Here is an 18,687-nt window from a genome sequence, read left to right on the forward strand (position 1 = left end):
TAGAACCATGCGGTTCAACATGTTATCCGGCATTAGCCCCGGTTTCCCGGAGTTATTCCAGTCTTATAGGTAGGTTACCCACGTGTTACTCACCCGTCCGCCGCTAACGTCAAAGGAGCAAGCTCCTTATCTGTTCGCTCGACTTGCATGTATTAGGCACGCCGCCAGCGTTCATCCTGAGCCAGGATCAAACTCTCCATAAAAGAAGTAAGCTTGATATAGCTCGTTGATTGTTTAAGTCAATCACTCTTGAAAGTACTTTTGAAGTACTCAAATTATCGGAATTAACGTTGACATATTGTCATTCAGTTTTCAATGTTCATGTCATTTCTTTTTTGACTCGACAAGAATTAATTATACACAAGTCATTTCATAAAGTCAACAACTTTTTTTAATTAATTTTTCGTCTTCGTTGTTGCAACTTATTGTGTCGCTCAACAAGATATAACTATACAGCCTTTTAATCACTTTAACAATAATAAAAATTACACCATTTCAATCACTTTGTTATTTATAGCGCACATTTATGTTTTTTATTTTTGGATTAATTGAAAAGACGAGGTTGAACATTCATATTTCTCCTAAACTTTATCCTCATCATCACAGACAAATCCAATTGACTCAACGTATTTATCTTAATTTACTGCAAGAATTTTATACTATTGATTTTATGATAACGTCTCTTAAATTCAAAAGCGCATTCTTATTACTTCATTACTGTTGATGCAAGTTGACCAAGTCGTTCTATCAATGTTAACCAAAGCAATACTATCGTCGTCCCTTCATAAAATCACGAAGAAGTGCTCAAAACGAAAAAAGCAACACTGATTTTCAAAAACCAATGTCGCTTTTCTTCATATAAGGTCAAACATGCTACATTTCCGTACGTCCAGAAATGGCTCTCGAAAGTGTCACTTCGTCTGCATACTCCAAATCGCCACCTACTGACAAGCCTTGTGCGAGTCTCGTCACACGAATGCCTAACGGTTTAACAAGGCGTGAAATGTACATTGCTGTAGATTCACCTTCTAAATTAGGATTCATTGCTAAAATAAGCTCTTGAACGCCTTCATCTTTCAGACGTTCTACTAAACTTGGAATATTAATATCTTCAGGTCCAATGCCGTCCATAGGGGAAATCGTCCCATGTAGCACATGATACAGCCCTTTATATTCTTTCATTTTCTCCATCGCAATCACATCTTTATCATCTTCAACGACACAAATCATTGAACGATCTCGATGTTTGTCTTCACAAATATAACAAGGATCCTGTTCGGTAATATGTCCACATACACTACAATAGGTTAATTCTCGTTTCACATCCACGAGTGCTTTGGCAAATTGTACGACGTCATCTTCCTTCATATCTAGTACGTGAAATGCCAGACGTTGAGCCGTCTTTGGACCAATGCCTGGCAATTTCATGAAACTATCAATCAGTTTCGATATTGGTTGAGGATAATGCATCTTACATCATTCCTGGGATGTTAAGACCTTTTGTATGTTTACCTAAACGTTCTGCAGTCAATTCGTCTGCTTTGTTCATCGCTTCGTTTGTTGCTGCTAATACAAGGTCTTGTAACATTTCTACATCTTCTGGATCAACTACTTCTTCATTGATGATGACATCGACTACTTCTTTATGTCCAGAAACAACGACTTTCACCATGCCGCCCCCAGCAGTTCCTTCAACGTGTTCTTCTTTTAATTTTTCTTGCTCTTCTGCCATTTTCTTTTGCATTTTTTGCATTTGTTTCATCATTTGTTGCATATTTCCGCCACCGCGCATAAATAAATCCTCCTTAATTTCTCACTCTGTTATTGATGATAAGAGCGTAACTCTCTTAGATTCGTTTTCAATTATACATACCTTTCAATGTCTTGTCATGTTTCTTCATCTATGACATGCACCATCTCTTCACCGAATAAATCTTTCGCAGTTTGGACGACATGATGCTGTTGTTCAGCTGGCTTTTGTTCTTCTGATGATGTCTGATGACTGCCACGCTTACGATTTGAAATGTAGTCACTGCGCACTTGCATCCATTTATCAGACGGCACACCTACAACCTCTACAGGTTTGTTAATGATATCTTTGACCACATTTTCAATACTGCGCTTTTTCTCTTCATCTTTTTTCAATATTTCACAATGAATTTCTTCATCAAACTTAATCAACACTTTATCTTCACTTGCTGCGACAGGCTCTGAATTTTGAAGTAGACTGACGAGCGCTTTTTGATTACGATCTTTAGCATATTGAATGACATCTGCCCATCGTTCTTTAATTAAGGCAATATCATCTTTATTTGCTTTATCCAATACTTTCGCAATTTGTTCAACAGAATACGTCGAACCGCTTCCTCGGCGTTTTGCTGGTGCTTGCGGTTTTGGAGGTGCGGGAGATGTTGACACGCCTTGAGATTTTAATATTTGCAACTCAGACTCCAATGCTTCCATTCGTCTTAACATCGCGTCATGTTGTTCAGTCGGCGCATGGTTGACGACCACTTCTCCAGTACGGCTCACTTCTTTCACCATTTCAGACAACTTCACGAGCAATACTTCTAAATGTACGTTTTGGTTCACACTAAATCGGATAGAGACGAGCGTATCGTTAATAACATCTATCATTTTATATAAAACCTCTAAATCAAATGACATTAACGCATCATATTCTGTTTCTAATTGCGTCGTTTTGGCCATAATCGTATCTCTTACAAAATAAATCATATCATTAATGAGACGATTCACTTCTTTACCTTCACTCACAAACTGATGATAGCGATCAAAGGCTTCGTGCACATGTCCTTGAACAACATCTTGGAATAATGCATTGAGGTCCGACTCATCCAAACTGCCTGTCACATCTAAAGCATCTTTTAAAGTTAAACGTTCGTCACCAAATGCAATCGCTTGGTCCATAATACTGAGCGCATCACGCATCCCACCTTCAGACACTTTAGCGATAAACGTCAAAGCCGCTTCATCAAATTCAATCTGTTGTTGGTGCGCGACATAACTCAAGCGGTCCACGATTCGATTGGCATTAATCGCCTTGAAGTCAAAGCGCTGTGCACGCGAAATAATCGTCGGTGGTATTTTGTGTGGTTCGGTCGTTGCAAGAATAAAAATCGCATGTGCAGGCGGCTCTTCTAACGTTTTCAGCAATGCGTTAAATGCCCCTGTCGTCAACATATGAACCTCGTCAATAATATAAACTTTATATTTTGATTCGCTCGGTGCATATTTCACCTTATCGCGGATATTACGAATTTCATCGACACCATTGTTACTCGCTGCGTCAATTTCAATCACATCAGAGTTGTATCCTTGTGTGATTCCTTTACAAATGGCACATTCATTACACGGTTCACCGTCATCACGTACTTCACAGTTAATCGCTTTAGCAAATATTTTAGCGATACTCGTTTTTCCAGTACCACGTGGCCCACTAAAAATATAAGCATGCGACTGTTTACCTTTAGCAATAGCATTTTTAAGTGTTTTGGTCACATGTTCCTGTCCTACTACATCTTCAAAACTTTGAGGGCGAAACATACGATATAATGCTTGGTAATCCAATTTGGCACCTCCGAATTAACAATGGTTTCATTATAGCACGTTACGATTGATTTGTATGGCAGCACCCTATTCAAAAAATGGTTCTGGATAGATGACCTTACCGTTAGGCGGGTCCTCAAGTGTATCCCACAAAAATTTAACACGATAGTTTGCAGACGGTACATCAAATGGCGCGATAATGTCATGCGTTGCTGCTTCCTCATAGCCTAATTTTTCATAATATGCTGCATGGCCTAACACGACGATCGTTGTATAGTTTTCAGCAAACGCACGCTCCTCTAAAGCTTGAACGAGTGCTCGACCAATCCCCTTATTGCGATATGACGCCACGACAGCTAATGGGGCTAACGCGAGTGCAGTATAAGTCGTCTCCTCATTTTGGATTGTGACTTCAGAGCACATGCCATGACCGATAATGTCGCCTTCATCTGTTTTAGCCACCACTTCTAATTCATAACGATAATTCGGGGACAAGCGTAGACGTTTAACGAGATGATGTTCTTGATGATCAGACTCTGGGACATCTTCAAAAGCATTCTCCACCATCTCATATGTCGCCTCATAATCATTTTCTGTCGGTGTACTTAAAAATATAGACATTTCTTCAACCCCTTTGTATTAAAATAAAATAAAAAAAGAGCGACTCTCAACAGCCACTCTCACATCTATGTCACATACATTACATTTTAAAATTAAAAACCGCGCACCTCTGTGTCGAATGTGCATCACAAACGTTACCAGAGTCGACAGCTAAATCTCGGCTACCCTACGGCACATACGAGGATCCACTTAATGCTGCTTCCGTCAGGACCTGACATGGTTCATGGGTTCATATTGCATAGGACCGAAATCTTCAAACACCTCGTGCTCTGGGCAGACTTCACAAATACACACCCTTCACAAAGGAATTCAGCCTCGCGTAAAGCGGATTTCGAGTTAAGGGAACCGCTACCTCCCCGCTTAGCACGGTACATCTAATAATACTATACCTCAGATTAAAATTGCAAGCATAATCAAGATTGTAAGCAATGAAAATAATGTAATGTTTCACTCATCATGATAAATGTGAATGTCGTCTAGAAAAATCAATAAACTTAAATTCAGTGGCAATATGTTTAGATACATTATACTGAAATTTTGTCGTATCTTTCAAATGGACGATGCCTCGTACTGTCGCCGAATATTGAGGGGTCACATTCCCAAATGCTTCTCGTTCTAATTCTCCAAACGGTTCAAACGTAATGGATTTGCTCGAAAAACTAATCTCATAGCCTTTTACTTTTTCAATATAATCGTATAAAGAGTTTTGGACGACTTCTGCAGACAACTCTGGAAACAGATTCACACGCACGTAATCTTCATCAACAATTTTCGTCACACCTTCAATTTGACGATAGCGAATGAAATGCCACAACTCTTGATCAGCTGTCAGTTCCAACGCTTTTTTCACTTGTGGGACATCTGCTGCTTTCATCTTTTCAAAACACACGACCACCGTTTCATAATGAAGCCCCAGTTGTGTTTGTACTTCTTTAAAACTTTTCAAATCAGCAAACGGAAATTCAGTCACACCTTGATAAATCACGACTGAACCTTTACCACGAATTTTTTGAATCATACCATCGAGTAGAAGCATGTTCAAACTTTTACGCACTGTTTCACGTGACACGTTGTATTTTTTCACCAACTGATGCTCAGAAGGCAACTGTTCACCATATTCATATTCACCATCAAGAATCGCTATACGTAAACGTTCATAAATATATTGAAATTTATTTTGGTTTTTCATCCCTCTTGCCTCTCACTTTTAATTATCTCGCTACAACAATTGCTGCATATGCTTCGAGTTCATTTCCTTCTATTATACCATTTTGAAGGATGACCGAACCAGAGCGATCTAAATCTTCCGGCAATGCCACTTTTTCAGCTGACATATTCGCAATAATGATCCAAGTGTCATCTTGGTAACGGCGTTCATAAATAAAGAGTTGTGGATGGTCAAGATAACGCGGAACAACTGCTCCATACGTTACGATATCATGTTCATGACGCAACTGAATTAACTTTTTGTACGTATACAAAATAGATGACGGGTCTGCCATCGCCGCTTCAACGTTCACTGTCTCATAATTATCCGCAACCCCTATCCACGGCGTTCCCGTTGTAAAACCAGCATGCGCTTCACCATTCCATTGCATCGGCGTACGTGAATTATCGCGTGATTTTTGACCGAGTATCGTTAAAATTTCCTCTTCAGCATAACCCGCTTCATGCATTTCGCGATACGCATTCAACGACTCCACATCACGATATTGTTGAATCGACTGAAAATGTGGATCTGTCATACCTATTTCTTCACCTTGATAAATGTACGGTGTCCCTTGTAGTAAATGAAGGACGATCGCTAACGTTTTCGCACTTTGTTGACGTAGCGCTTCGGTCGCATCACTTCCAAATCTTGATACGACACGCGGCTGGTCATGATTACACCAAAAAATCGCATTCCAACCGCCACCTTCATACATTTTCGTTTGCCAATCCATCAATATCCTTTTTAATTCCAGTAGATCAAACTTTTGGTTCGTCCACTTTTGACCATCAAGATAATCGACTTTTAAATGGTGGAAGTTAAACACACTGCTCAACTCTTGGCGCGCTGGGTTTGTATATTGAATACAATGCTCAATGGACGTAGACGACATTTCCCCAACCGTCATCATGTCACGATAACCAAATGTATGACGGTTCATTTCGTGGATATAATCATGCACACGTGGGCCGTCCGTATAATACTCTTTACCGATCGCATCCGAATCTTCAAACGCACCTTTAGAAATCAAGTTAATCACATCAAAACGAAAGCCATCGACACCGAAATCAATCCAATGATTAATCACATCATACAATGCTCGACGCACTTCAGGATTATCCCAATTCAAATCCGCTTGAGTCACATCAAATAAATGCAAATAATATTCGTCCGTCGCTGCATCGTACTGCCACGCATTGCCACCAAATTTCGACAGCCAATTCGTCGGCGGTCCATCCTCCGAGCGTCTAAAGAAATAATAATCTCGGTATGGATTTTCTTTTGACTGTCGCGCTTGTTGAAACCATTCATGCTCCGTTGATGTGTGGTTGATGACGATATCGAGCATGATTTTCAACCCTCGTGCATGTGCTTCGTCAATCAACGTGCGTAAATCCTCTAACTCACCAAATTGCGCATTGACCTTTAAATAGTCACGAATATCATATCCATTATCATTCATAGGCGAATCATAAATCGGCGTGAGCCATAAATAATCGACACCTAAAAATTGTAAATAATCTAGCTTTTCGATAATTCCTTTCAAATCACCTTCCCCATTACCAGTTGTATCGTTAAAGGACTTCGGATAAATCTGATACACCACTGATTTCTTCCAATCCTGCTTTACCATGTGAAACCCACCTTATTTTTCTTTATACTTGTGTGACATGTGAATACTTACTGTTCATCATTGACCATTTTTTTCGTTTTTTCACGACTTAATTTCGAGAAAATAATCGTTAACACTGCCGGTACGACCGCCGAAATGAACGTCGCAATACCGAAAACACCCCAGAATTGCGGCTTAATAGAGATGATCGCAGGTAAACCACCGACACCGACTGAACCTAATACGCCTGAGCCACCTACAATCGCACCAGTGACCATCGTTGTTAAAATAGCAGCGAAGAATGGGTATTTCAATGGCAAATTGACACCAAACATTGCGGGTTCTGTCACACCTAAAAAGCCTGAAATACCAGACGTCATCGCCAAACCTTGTTCTTTATTCATTTTACGACGTTTATAAACGAACCATGCGCCAAATGCGGCTGAACCTTGCGCAATGTTAGACAATGCTAAAATCGGCCATAAGTACGTACCACCGAGTTCACTTCCCATGAGTTGGAAGTCGACCGCTAAAAACATGTGATGTAAACCTGTAATCACGAGTGGTGCATAGAATAAGCCATACACTGCACCGCCAAACCAGCCAGCGTTACCAAATAAAAATTGAACCGCTGAAGTAATGCCTGTACCAATCCATAACGCGATAGGCCCGATGAATAAAAAGGCTAAAAATCCTGTCACTAACAATGCCACAGGACCGACAACAAGCAATTTAATCGAGTCATGGACGACCTTGTTTAATCCTTTTTCAATTTGTGCTAATACATACGCGGCAAGGAGGACAGGAAGCACTTGTCCTTGATAGTTCAATTGTTCGATTGTCAAACCAAAAATGTGCCAAGCTGGAATTTCGTCTACTTTACCAATATCATATTGCGATAATAATTGTGGATGCATCAATACGAGCCCGAGCACAATCCCTAATACTGGATTACCACCAAATACACGCATTGCACTCCATCCAACTAATGCCGGTAAGAAAATAAATGCAGTCGTTGCAATGACATTAATAATATTGGCGAAATCAGCAATTTGTGGAAATCTTTCAATGATGGACGGCGCGTTACCTAACCCTTTCATCGTCAACACGTTGTTAATCCCCAATAACAAACCAGCCGTTACGATGGCAGGTAAAATCGGAATAAAGATGTCGCCGAGCAACTTAATCAAGCGTTGTAACGGATTCCCCTTTTTCGCTGCTTGAGCTTTCGCTTCCTCTTTCGATACAGCTTGCGTATTCGTTTCCTCCATAAATACCTTATATGCTTCATCAACCGTTCCCGGACCAATCACAATTTGATATTGTTGATCCGCTTTAAATTGCCCTTTGACTAACGGGTTCTCGCTCAGTTTGTCTTTGTCTACTTGGCTGTCATCTTTTAACACTAATCGTAAACGTGTCACACAATGCGTTGCGGACTGAAGATTTTCCTCTCCACCAATTGCTTCGATAATGTCACGAACATCTTTCTTTTTCACTGCCATCGCTGTCACTCCTATTTTAGAAACTTGTATAGACAAATTATAACTTGTACATACAAGTTTTGTAAAGGCTTACATTTTCAGCCGCCTTTTCCATCGCATTTTATATAGAGCATGTTAAGGACAACCTTTACACTTTCGCCCCCAAACATAGCTAAGACAAGAAGAAATACGTTTTACCTATTCCAAAAAAATAAAAAGACCGGGCATCCATTCCCAGCCTTATCGTTGAAACCCCTATATTATTATGCTTTTTAGTTACATTTTGCGGATTCCAATAAGCTATTCTTCGGTACCATCATCTTATTTTCTTTTATAGATACTCGCTCTCAAGCCTATGTCAATAGTAAGGACCACCAGTTCGTCATCTTGAATTTCTACTATAGCCTTATACTTACCGATTCTATATCTCCAAAGATGAGATAATTCTCCTTGTAAGGCTTTACCATGCAATCTAGGCTTTTCAGAATGATGAACATGGTGATATAACCATTTCAGCAAAAAGTTTCTTGTTGGTTTATCCATTTTGCTTAGTTTTTTGTTGGTTTTTTCACTTATTTTCAATGAATATTTCATTTTACATCCCATTGCTTCATTACATCTTCAATATCCAAAGTGTTTTGATCTGTTTCACGATATTCTTTTAACGCTTTATCTCCTACCTTAGCATCATAGATATCTTCTAAATCTTCAAAAGTATATTGTTTCAGTACTTCACTCAAACTCAACCCTAAAAAATCTGCCATATACTTTAAAAAAACTTTCTCATCATCACTGACTCTAATTGTAATTGTAGCCATAATTGTTTCACCTCATTTATTTTTAATATACCGTTAGCATTGCTAGATTAAACAATGACAATAAAACCATTTGCACTAAACAATAAAATACGCTCTCATCACTACATTTATAATTGTAGGACAACTGTGTTACACTTTCTAATCCCTGTTATACGAGGTGACAATTATAAGGATGTATTGGAAAGTGTATTTTACCGTGACAATGAGCACCCACGCATAGAGGGTGGACAACTTCTGATTGAATTAAGTTAAAAAAGCGCATAAAAAAAGCCAAGCATTCAACCGCTTGAATGTTTGGCTTTTATATCTATTAGTCTTGGATTTTACTTATAATGGCGGAGGAAGAGGGATTCGAACCCCCGCGAGCCGTTAAGCCCCTGTCGGTTTTCAAGACCGATCCCTTCAGCCAGACTTGGGTATTCCTCCGTGTGACGAGCACATAACATATATTATTACAGCTCGTTCACATTGTCAACAAGAATTTTACAAAATTTATATAAAAACTTTTCCGGCTAAGTAGCGGTGTACAGATTCCGCGACTTCACGCCCTTCTTTAATAGCCCAAACAACGAGACTTTGACCACGTCTCGCATCGCCTGCCGCAAAATATTTAGGCTGGTTCGTGCGATAATCTTTCGTATCTGCAACGATTTTTTGACGCTCTACTTTTAACTGTAAAGCATGCGTAAGTGGCGGCGTCACCCCTTCAAAACCAATCGCTAACAAGACGAGGTCAGCAGGAATGAAAATTTCTCGATCATCCCCAACAATGCTACCATCCGCTTCATCGCGTTGCACTTGCGCATAGATCCCTCTAATATCACCTAAATCATCGACATCAAAGCGCATCGTTTGGATACCATAAGCACGAGGTTCTTGACCATATTTGGCTTCATATTCTTGATGTGCATAATCTTTTTTCAATACTGGTTGTGCGAGTGGCCAGCTATAGTTAAATTCAAAACTTTCTGGTTTACGTGCTTTACGGTTGAACTGAATAATAGACTCACAACCATCACGTAAGGCCGTTGCGACACAGTCAGCCCCTGTATCACCATCACCAATCACGACAACTTTTTTGCCTTGAGCTGAAATGGTTTGCGACTCTGTTTCTCCTAGTAATAATTGCGTTTGCTCCGTCAAATAGTCCATCGCAAAGTGAATACCTTGCCCCATACGACCTTCTAACGGGAGATCTCGCGGCTTTTCTGCACCTGTACAAACGACAACAGCATCATACGTCTCATCCAGTTCACTTTTACTGATATCCTTACCAATCTCTACATTACAATGAAAAGTAATCCCTGCATCCTCTAATAAACGAATGCGACGAAATACGACTTCTTTATCGAGTTTCATATTTGGAATACCGTATGTGAGCAAGCCGCCTGGTTGTGCATTTTTCTCGTATACGACCACTTGATACCCCAGTACATTCAATTCTTCTGCTGCCGCTAATCCTGCAGGGCCACTACCGATAATGGCTACTTTTTCGTCACGTTGTGTAGCTGCTACTCTTGGTTTCACCCATCCTTGTTCAAACGCCTCATCAATAATTGTTCTTTCAATCCCCTTAATGGCTACGGATTCACGATTAATTTTCATCACACATGATGCTTCACACGGTGCAGGACACACATATCCCGTAAAGTCCGGAAAATTATTCGTCTCTGCCAAACGTTCATAAGCTGCTTTAAAGTCACCACGATATACTAAATCATTCCATTCAGGAATATAGTTACCGAGCGGACAACCCACTGTTTCACGCTCAACCATTTCACCCACTTGGCAAAATGGTGTCCCACAATCCATGCATCGCGCCCCTTGTTGTTGTGCATCTTCTTGTGAAAAACGTGACTGATATGCCTCATAATGGTTAATACGTGTCTCTAGAGGCATTTCTGCGAGCTTTTGCTTATCATATTTCATAAAACCTTTAAATTCACCCATAGTGAGCCTCCTTTAGTACACAGCAATTGGTTCCGCCTGTACAACATCATCTATATTTTGATTATCATTAAATGCGGCTAATAACGCTTCGTCTTGTGATGTGCGTTGTTGCTGATGATAATGAATCTTTTGAACCATTTGCTTATAATCTTTCGGAATGACTTTGACGCACTGTTGCAACTTCGCCTCAAAATCGGCTAAAATCACCGCCGCTTTTTGGCTTTCTGTGTATGCGAGATGACGTTCCAACATGCCTTTTAACATTGCCTTTTCCGCTTCGTCCTCCACGACATCAAAGTCTAATGTTGCAAGTTGATGATGCGCTTTAAACTGTTCGACATCTGAAGGGAACGCGTAACATACACCCCCACTCATACCTTGGCCAAAGTTTTTGCCGACATCACCTAATATGACCACACGACCGCCTGTCATATATTCAAGGCCGTGGTCGCCTACACCTTCAACGACAACGTGTACACCGCTATTACGGATACAGAAACGTTCGCCCGCACGACCGTTAATATAGGCTTCACCCTTTGTTGCGCCGTAGAAACAAACGTTACCGACAATAATCTCATCCTCACGTGCGACATTCGGTGCATTAACGACAATTTTACCGCCTGATAAACCTTTGCCAACATAGTCATTCGCATCACCAGTATGCTGGAGCGTCAATCCTTGCGGTATCCATGCACCTAAACTTTGACCGGCATGACCGTATGTTTCAGCGACAATCGTATCTGTTGGTAAACCATTCAAACCGTGTGCACGTGTGATCTCACTCCCTGTAATGACACCGACGTTACGCTGTTCATTGCCGACTTCGAACTGACCTTTAAAGTGACGCCCGGCTTGAATGCTTTCTTGCGTCGCTGGTAATAGCGTTGTCAGGTCAAAGCCATGTTCTAAACCATGTTGCTGTTCGACTTCTTTTGTACGCGGTCCATCATGTTGATACAGTAAGTTTTCGAGTTTCATCTCACGTGCTTTCGGATGATGATACGCCACAGCAGAACGTTGTAGTAAGTCTGTACGTCCGACAAGTTCATCGACTGTACGAATACCGAGTTCTGCCATGATTTCACGCAATTCCTCAGCTACAAAATGCATATAATTGACTACATGTTGCGCTTTACCTGTATAAAGTTTACGCAAGTCGCCGTTTTGTGTAGCGATACCGACTGGACATGTATCTTTATGACAAACACGCATCATAATACAACCTAAGACGACTAACGGTGCTGTCGCAAAGCCGAACTCTTCCGCGCCTAACATACATGCATAGGCAACATCTTTACCTGTCAGCAATTTACCGTCTGTTTCCAAACGTACACGTGAGCGCAAGTCGTTCATCATGAGCGTTTGATGCGTTTCTGCAAGGCCGAGCTCCCACGGTAATCCCGCATGCTGAATACTCGTTTTCGGTGAAGCACCTGTTCCGCCATCATAACCACTAATGACGATTTTATCCGCAAATGCTTTCGCGACCCCTGCCGCAATCGTACCGACACCTGATTTAGATACGAGTTTCACGGTAATATCTGCGTCACGATTCACATTTTTCAAGTCATGAATCAATTGTGCTAAGTCTTCAATAGAGTAAATGTCGTGATGTGGTGGCGGCGAAATCAAACCGATACCTGGTGTAGAGCCACGGACTTCTGCAATCCACGGATACACTTTACTGCCTGGCAACTGACCGCCTTCCCCCGGTTTAGCGCCTTGTGCAACCTTGATTTGAATTTCTTTCGCATGTTGTAAATAATGGCTTGTCACACCAAAACGGCCTGAAGCGACTTGTTTAATCGCACTTTTAAAGTCACGCCCATCTTCTTGTGGTTCATAGCGTGACAAAGCTTCTCCGCCTTCACCACTATTACTTTTACCACCGAGTTGGTTCATTGCTTCTGCTAACGTTTGATGCGCTTCTTGTGAAATTGAACCGTAACTCATCGCCCCTGTTTTAAAGCGTTTCACAATTTTCTCAACTGGTTCGACTTGTGCAATATCAATCGACTTTTGTGATTTGAAAGCAAATAAATCTCGAATATGGCTGCTTGTTTGTTCGTTCGCTACTTTAGAAAATGCTTTAAATTGTGCATAATCATTATCGCGACACGCATGTTGGAGTAACCGAATCGTTGTTGGGTTGAATGTATGATGTTGACCTTGTTGACGCCATTGGAACGTACTTCCTGGATCTAACGTGTCACCTTTGATGGTCTGACGTGCCTTGTTTTCGATGTCTAATGTTTCAATGGAGATGCCCGATAATTTTGAAGTTGTGCCCGTAAAATAGTCGTCAATGACTGTTTCTGATAATCCTACCACTTCAAAGATTTGTGCCCCTTGATAACTTTGAACTGTAGAGATACCCATTTTCGCCATCACTTTAATCAGTCCCTCTGATAAAATGGCATTGTAACGCGCGACATTATCGGCCACTACACTGTCTAATCTTCCGCGCTCTGTTAATTGTGCAATCGTTTGTTGTGCAAGGTATGGGATGACTGCGTTCGCACCATAACCGACTAAACAAGCAAGATGGTGCACTTCTCGTGTTTCACCAGAACTTGCGACGATACTCGTTTGCATTCGTAAATTTTCACGAATTAATAATTGATGAATATGACTCACTGCTAATAACATCGGCATTGCATACTGATTTGCTTCGGTCACGTCACTATCGTTCAACACGATAATCTCTGCCCCTTGACGTACCGCTTCGATGACTGCCTCCCCTAAGTTGTCTAGCGCCTCTTTTAATTCACCTGTGTAACCTGTCGAAAATGTAGCTATTGTAAAGCCTTCTTGTCTGATAGCGTCTAATTGTGTAGGTGTCAACACGGGATGTTTAAGCTGAACCCGATTAAGTACATCTGGCCCAGGTGCGAGTAAATTCCCTTCTCTACCTAAATAGCTCAATTCACTCGTTACAATTTTTTCACGATATGCATCAATGGGTGGGTTCGTGACTTGCGCAAAAAGTTGCTTGAAATAATTAAATAACGATTCAGGTCGCTCACTGAGTACGGCGAGTGGTGCATCGTAACCCATTGCCCCAATAGGATCTTTGCCCCCTGCGACAAGTTCTGTTAAATACTTGTCTAACTCTTCTTTCGTATAGCCGAAACGTTGTTGCATTTTCAGTACATAATCTGTAGCGACAGGTCCACCTTCATAAGGGATCTTCTCTAAATCGAGCTTCCGTTGATATGTTTCCAACCATTCAAGGTAAGGTTGCTGCTCTGCAATCGCTGTTTTCAACTCGTGATTTTCGATGACTTTATGTTGGTTGAAATCGACGAGCAAGAGCTTACCTGGATTGAGTTGTCCTTTAAATACAACATCCGCTTCATCGACATCCACAACACCGACTTCTGATGAAAAGACGATTTCATTTTGTTTCGTAATTGTATAACGGCCAGGTCGTAAGCCATTTCGGTCTGTTAAAGCACCCAACTTATCACCGTCACAGAATGAAATCATCGTCGGTCCATCCCACGGTTCCATTAAATAGCTGTAAAATTCATAAAATGCACGAACTTTCGGATCGTTACTTTCGTTGTACAACCATGGCTCTGGAATGAGTAACATCGCCGCTTGTTCTGGTGACATCGCTAAACTTAAAAATTCCAACGCATTGTCGACAATCGCTGAGTCACTTCCCGATTCATCCAATATTTGATGGACTTTATATTGCTCGTCGCCAAAAATCGTTTCAATCAAGCAACGTTGACGGGCACGCATCCAGTTGACATTACCTTGAATCGTATTAATCTCACCGTTATGCATAAGCAAGCGGTTTGGATGTGCACGTTCCCAACTTGGAAATGTATTCGTACTAAATCGTGAGTGTACCGAGCCAAATTTCGATACGTATGAAGGATGTTGTAAATCGACATATAAAGATTTAATCTGATCTGAACGTAACCAGCCTTTATAGACAATCGTCCGTGTTGATAAACTTGTAAAATATAAATCTAATTTCGCACTGTCACCATATTTTTCAATTTGTTTACGCGCAAGATACAATGCACGTTTGAAGTCTACAGCACTGTCATTCACGACGAACATTTGCTGGATAACCGGCATTGTTTCTGCCACATGTGGCGCTAAACATGTCACGTCGACAGGCACTTGACGATACCCCACCACGCGTAAACCTTCTCCTTCAAATAATGATGCAATTGCTTTTTCGTGTTGCGTGTCAGAAATCATGATGTTCGCAAACAACATTCCTACCGCATAGTCACCTTCAGCTGGCAAATCAAAATCAGTGACCTCCGAGAAATATTGATAAGGCACTTCTGTCATAATGCCTGCACCATCACCCGTAATACCATCCGCACCGATACCTCCACGGTGATCGAGACGGCGTAACATTTCTAAAGACTTTTCAACAATCTCATGAGAACGTTCATTATTCATATTGGCGTAAAAACCAATTCCACATGCATCATGTTCCTCGCGACTGTCATAAAGTCCGATTTTGGAATATAAATAATTGTTAGACATTTCTGACACCTCTCTTTAGTAATATTTAAACTATATAGCAAATCGATTTATCACATCAATATATACTTGAGATGAAATTTATCTAATTTTGAGATAATATGAATTCAAAGAGGTGGAATGGTATGGAACTGAAACAACTCAAATATTTTGTCGAAGTCGCTAAACGCGAACATATATCTGAAGCAGCACTCGAACTGAACGTCGCACAATCTGCAGTGAGCCGTCATATCCATAACTTAGAAAATGAACTTGAAACTTCATTATTTTACCGACGCGGCCGCAATGTCTTTTTAACTGCGGAAGGCAAACAATTGCTCGCGTATGCGCAACAAATTCTTGAACAGGTGGATCACACTTTGTCTCAATTTCAAACGCAAGTCCAACAACAACAAAGTGTATTCACTATTGGTTATGTCAACGGTTCAATCGGTCAAATTTTACCGCAAGTGTTACAAACAATTGAAAATGAACTGTCATTGTCACTCATTCCTACATTGCTTGATGACAATGAGACGTTACAAGCATTACAAGCACAAGAGATAGATTTCGCTTTGACGACTGCAACAACGTCTGACCCTACTTTTGAAACGGTCCCTTTATTTGAAGAAACGTACGTCCTATATGGGGACATGCATGCACCTTTTATGAATGTTCCAAATCCACCGTTGTCTCATTTATTGAAGCAACCTTTATATTTGTTAGAACCGATACCTGCAGATTTCAAAACGCATTTAATGACGCATGCTGACAAACCGGTACGTGTATTGAATGATGCCCAATTTGCGCGCTTTATTTTACGCAATCAAAAAGGCTTCGTACTTGCACCAGCTTTCATCAACTTATATAGTCAAAATCAACAATGGAAAAAAATTTCATTGTCACATACAGATTTCAAAAAAACGTTGCGCCTCATTTATCGACGAGATTTACAAAAACCATTACGTCAAGAGGTCATCAATATTATTATGACCCACATACAACAACGATCGATTTACCATTAAGGAGAATCATTTATGAAGCAACTTACACAAAAAACAAATGCTATCATCATTGTCGTGAGTATCATTATTGCGATTGGCGCGATTGTATTCACACGCTTTAATAGTTCGTTTTATCATATGCCACTAGGTGAAGTGACGAAGATTGAAAGGCATCACCAAGAAAAATCAGTGGATGAGCAACACAATCAAGATGTGAAATATGAAGATGTATTACAAGTGAAATTATTAAATACGAAGCAACGAGGCGATACGATTCACGTCGAACATCGTTATAATGCTTCGAAAACCGAGGAACAAGCGTATCAACTCGGTGACAAAGTGCTGTTACATATAGGAGAAAGCCAAAAAGATACATATATTATTGAAAAGAAACGTGATACCGTCATCGTCACTGTGATCAGTATTTTTCTTGTCGCATTGCTCATTGTCGGAAAACGCATTGGCTTACAGTCTATTTTGTCACTCATCATCAATGCTGCAGCCATATTGTTAGCCATTAGTTTGTATCATGCACAGCCAAAACTGAATTTATTTTTATTAATGAGTATTGCTGTCATTATTGCGACCGCTTTAACATTGTGGCTCGTGATTGGCTGGTCAATGCGTACGATTGTCACTATCGTCAGTACGTTACTCGGCACGTTCATATGTATATTGATTGCATGGAGTGTCATTGGTCTGACGAGTGGCCAAGGCATCAAATATGAAACGATGAGTTTTCTCACAATTCAGCCTAAAACCGTCTTTCTCACTTCAGTCATGGTCGGAACACTTGGCGCAGTGATGGACGTTGCTATTACGATTTCAAGTGGCATGTATGAAGTATTACAGCGTACGCCAGATATATCCATGCAACGTTGGGTGCTTGCGGGTCGTAATATCGGCCGTGACATTATGGGAACGATGACCAACATTTTATTATTCTCGTATCTCGCAGGCAGTTTACCGATGCTTTTGCTTTATTTAAAAAATGGCAATACACTCACTTACAGTATCAGCATGAACTGGTCACTAGAAATTTCCCGGGCAATTACGGGCGGGATTGGTATCGTGTTAACCATTCCACTAACGATCTTCCTCATGCGTTTATGGTTGAGTGTTCGAGGAGGTGAAGTGCGATGAATGCCATTGTCATACTTGGTCTCATCCTTTTCATACTGATGCTTATTTTTGGGGGTAAAACCGGACTCATTTCATTTTTAACGTTATTTTTAAACTTTGTGATTCTATTTATTACCGTGCTTGCCATCGTTTTTGGCGCACCTATCTATGTCGTCACCTTCATTTTTTGTATTATTGTAGCGATGATCAACTTGTTTTTACTGAATCGTTTTAATACAAAAACATTAGCTGCATTTATCGCAAGTATCGTGACGACATTATTAATGATTGTCGCCGTATATCTGTCGGTTCATTGGGGTCATCTACAAGGTTTCACCCAAGAAGAACAAGACGAAACCTATATCTTTTCGTTAAATATCGGTATTGATATGGAACAGTTTATGATTTTCACTGTACTGCTCGCCGTGATTGCAGCAGTGATTGATCTCGCCATTACGATCAGTTCGCCGGTATTCGAATTACACGAAACGAACCCTTCATTAACCGAACGCGAACTGTTTCAATCGGGCATGCGTGTTGGCCGAGAAATTTTAGCGACGTCCGCGAATACGATTTATTTAGCGCTTATCGGTGGCTCGATGACGATTGTTTTTTGGTTTTTCAACTTACACTACAGTTTCGGCCATATGCTCAACGCTAAATTATTCGCTCAAGAAATCATTACGATTGCTTTAGGCGGCATCGCCATTGCTATCTGTATTCCGATTAGCGCGATGGTGACGGCATGGCTTGTGAAACACCGTCATCAACTGCCTTTCCACCTTGACTAAGCTTCAAATTGAGG

Annotated in this window: 14 protein-coding genes, 1 tRNA gene, 1 rRNA gene and 1 other RNA gene; 3 read left to right on the forward strand and 14 right to left on the reverse strand. The window is 40.7% G+C overall.

Going from position 1 to position 18,687, the window contains the following annotated elements; translation table 11 throughout:
• From CCE82_RS07060 to gltB, 14 genes are all read right to left on the reverse strand, one after another.
• Nucleotides 1-203, reverse strand: a 16S ribosomal RNA gene (locus CCE82_RS07060); the annotation flags it as partial.
• A gap of 670 nt (nt 204-873) precedes the next feature.
• Nucleotides 874-1,470: a recombination mediator RecR gene (gene recR, locus CCE82_RS07065; protein WP_086428713.1), complete on the reverse strand. Its 597-nt coding sequence runs from the start codon at nt 1,468-1,470 to the stop codon at nt 874-876.
• A 1-nt stretch (nt 1,471) separates the two neighbouring features.
• Complete coding sequence (locus tag CCE82_RS07070) at nt 1,472-1,792, reverse strand: YbaB/EbfC family nucleoid-associated protein (RefSeq protein WP_019166099.1); 321 nt, start codon at nt 1,790-1,792, stop codon at nt 1,472-1,474.
• 95 nt (nt 1,793-1,887) lie between these two features.
• Nucleotides 1,888-3,588, reverse strand: a complete 1,701-nt coding sequence (gene dnaX, locus CCE82_RS07075; RefSeq protein WP_086428714.1) for a DNA polymerase III subunit gamma/tau — start codon at nt 3,586-3,588, stop codon at nt 1,888-1,890.
• Between the two features lie 66 nt (nt 3,589-3,654).
• Nucleotides 3,655-4,188: a GNAT family N-acetyltransferase gene (locus CCE82_RS07080; protein WP_086428715.1), complete on the reverse strand. Its 534-nt coding sequence runs from the start codon at nt 4,186-4,188 to the stop codon at nt 3,655-3,657.
• A 99-nt stretch (nt 4,189-4,287) separates the two neighbouring features.
• An RNA gene (gene ffs, locus CCE82_RS07085) (signal recognition particle sRNA large type) lies at nt 4,288-4,557 on the reverse strand.
• Between the two features lie 85 nt (nt 4,558-4,642).
• Nucleotides 4,643-5,377 (reverse strand): trehalose operon repressor, encoded by a 735-nt coding sequence (treR, locus tag CCE82_RS07090; RefSeq protein WP_086428716.1) that lies wholly within the window; start codon nt 5,375-5,377, stop codon nt 4,643-4,645.
• Between the two features lie 22 nt (nt 5,378-5,399).
• Complete coding sequence (gene treC, locus CCE82_RS07095; RefSeq protein WP_086428717.1) at nt 5,400-7,031, reverse strand: alpha,alpha-phosphotrehalase; 1,632 nt, start codon at nt 7,029-7,031, stop codon at nt 5,400-5,402.
• 47 nt (nt 7,032-7,078) lie between these two features.
• Nucleotides 7,079-8,515, reverse strand: coding sequence for a PTS system trehalose-specific EIIBC component (gene treP, locus CCE82_RS07100; RefSeq protein ID WP_086428718.1), 1,437 nt, complete (start codon nt 8,513-8,515; stop codon nt 7,079-7,081).
• Between the two features lie 300 nt (nt 8,516-8,815).
• Nucleotides 8,816-9,088: a type II toxin-antitoxin system RelE family toxin gene (locus CCE82_RS07105; protein WP_086428719.1), complete on the reverse strand. Its 273-nt coding sequence runs from the start codon at nt 9,086-9,088 to the stop codon at nt 8,816-8,818.
• The gene (relB, locus tag CCE82_RS07110) at nt 9,085-9,312 is read right to left on the reverse strand and encodes a type II toxin-antitoxin system RelB family antitoxin (RefSeq protein ID WP_086428720.1); all 228 of its coding nucleotides are present in this window, start codon (nt 9,310-9,312) and stop codon (nt 9,085-9,087) included. Before relB ends, CCE82_RS07105 begins: the two co-directional genes overlap by 4 nt.
• A gap of 333 nt (nt 9,313-9,645) precedes the next feature.
• A tRNA-Ser gene (locus CCE82_RS07115) sits at nt 9,646-9,738 on the reverse strand.
• 66 nt (nt 9,739-9,804) lie between these two features.
• On the reverse strand, nt 9,805-11,262 hold the full coding sequence (locus CCE82_RS07120; RefSeq protein WP_086428721.1) for a glutamate synthase subunit beta: 1,458 nt from the start codon (nt 11,260-11,262) through the stop codon (nt 9,805-9,807).
• Between the two features lie 12 nt (nt 11,263-11,274).
• Nucleotides 11,275-15,780 (reverse strand): glutamate synthase large subunit, encoded by a 4,506-nt coding sequence (gltB, locus tag CCE82_RS07125; RefSeq protein WP_086428722.1) that lies wholly within the window; start codon nt 15,778-15,780, stop codon nt 11,275-11,277.
• Between the two features lie 122 nt (nt 15,781-15,902).
• Between gltB and gltC the strand changes: the two genes are divergently transcribed.
• Genes gltC through CCE82_RS07140 form a run of 3 tightly spaced genes read left to right on the forward strand, consistent with a single transcriptional unit; the run spans nt 15,903 to nt 18,673 of the window.
• Nucleotides 15,903-16,781 carry a glutamate biosynthesis transcriptional regulator GltC gene (gltC, locus tag CCE82_RS07130; protein ID WP_086428723.1) on the forward strand — a complete coding sequence of 293 codons (879 nt, stop codon included), beginning with the start codon at nt 15,903-15,905 and terminating at the stop codon, nt 16,779-16,781.
• 12 nt (nt 16,782-16,793) lie between these two features.
• Complete coding sequence (locus CCE82_RS07135) at nt 16,794-17,903, forward strand: YibE/F family protein (RefSeq protein WP_086428724.1); 1,110 nt, start codon at nt 16,794-16,796, stop codon at nt 17,901-17,903.
• Nucleotides 17,900-18,673, forward strand: a complete 774-nt coding sequence (locus CCE82_RS07140) for a YibE/F family protein (protein ID WP_086428725.1) — start codon at nt 17,900-17,902, stop codon at nt 18,671-18,673. The genes CCE82_RS07135 and CCE82_RS07140 overlap by 4 nt, the downstream gene beginning before the upstream one ends.
• The last annotated feature ends 14 nt before the right edge of the window (nt 18,674-18,687 follow it).

The sequence above is a fragment of the Staphylococcus cornubiensis genome, from assembly GCF_900183575.1.
In the GTDB taxonomy this organism is placed as follows: Bacteria; Bacillota; Bacilli; order Staphylococcales; family Staphylococcaceae; genus Staphylococcus; species Staphylococcus cornubiensis.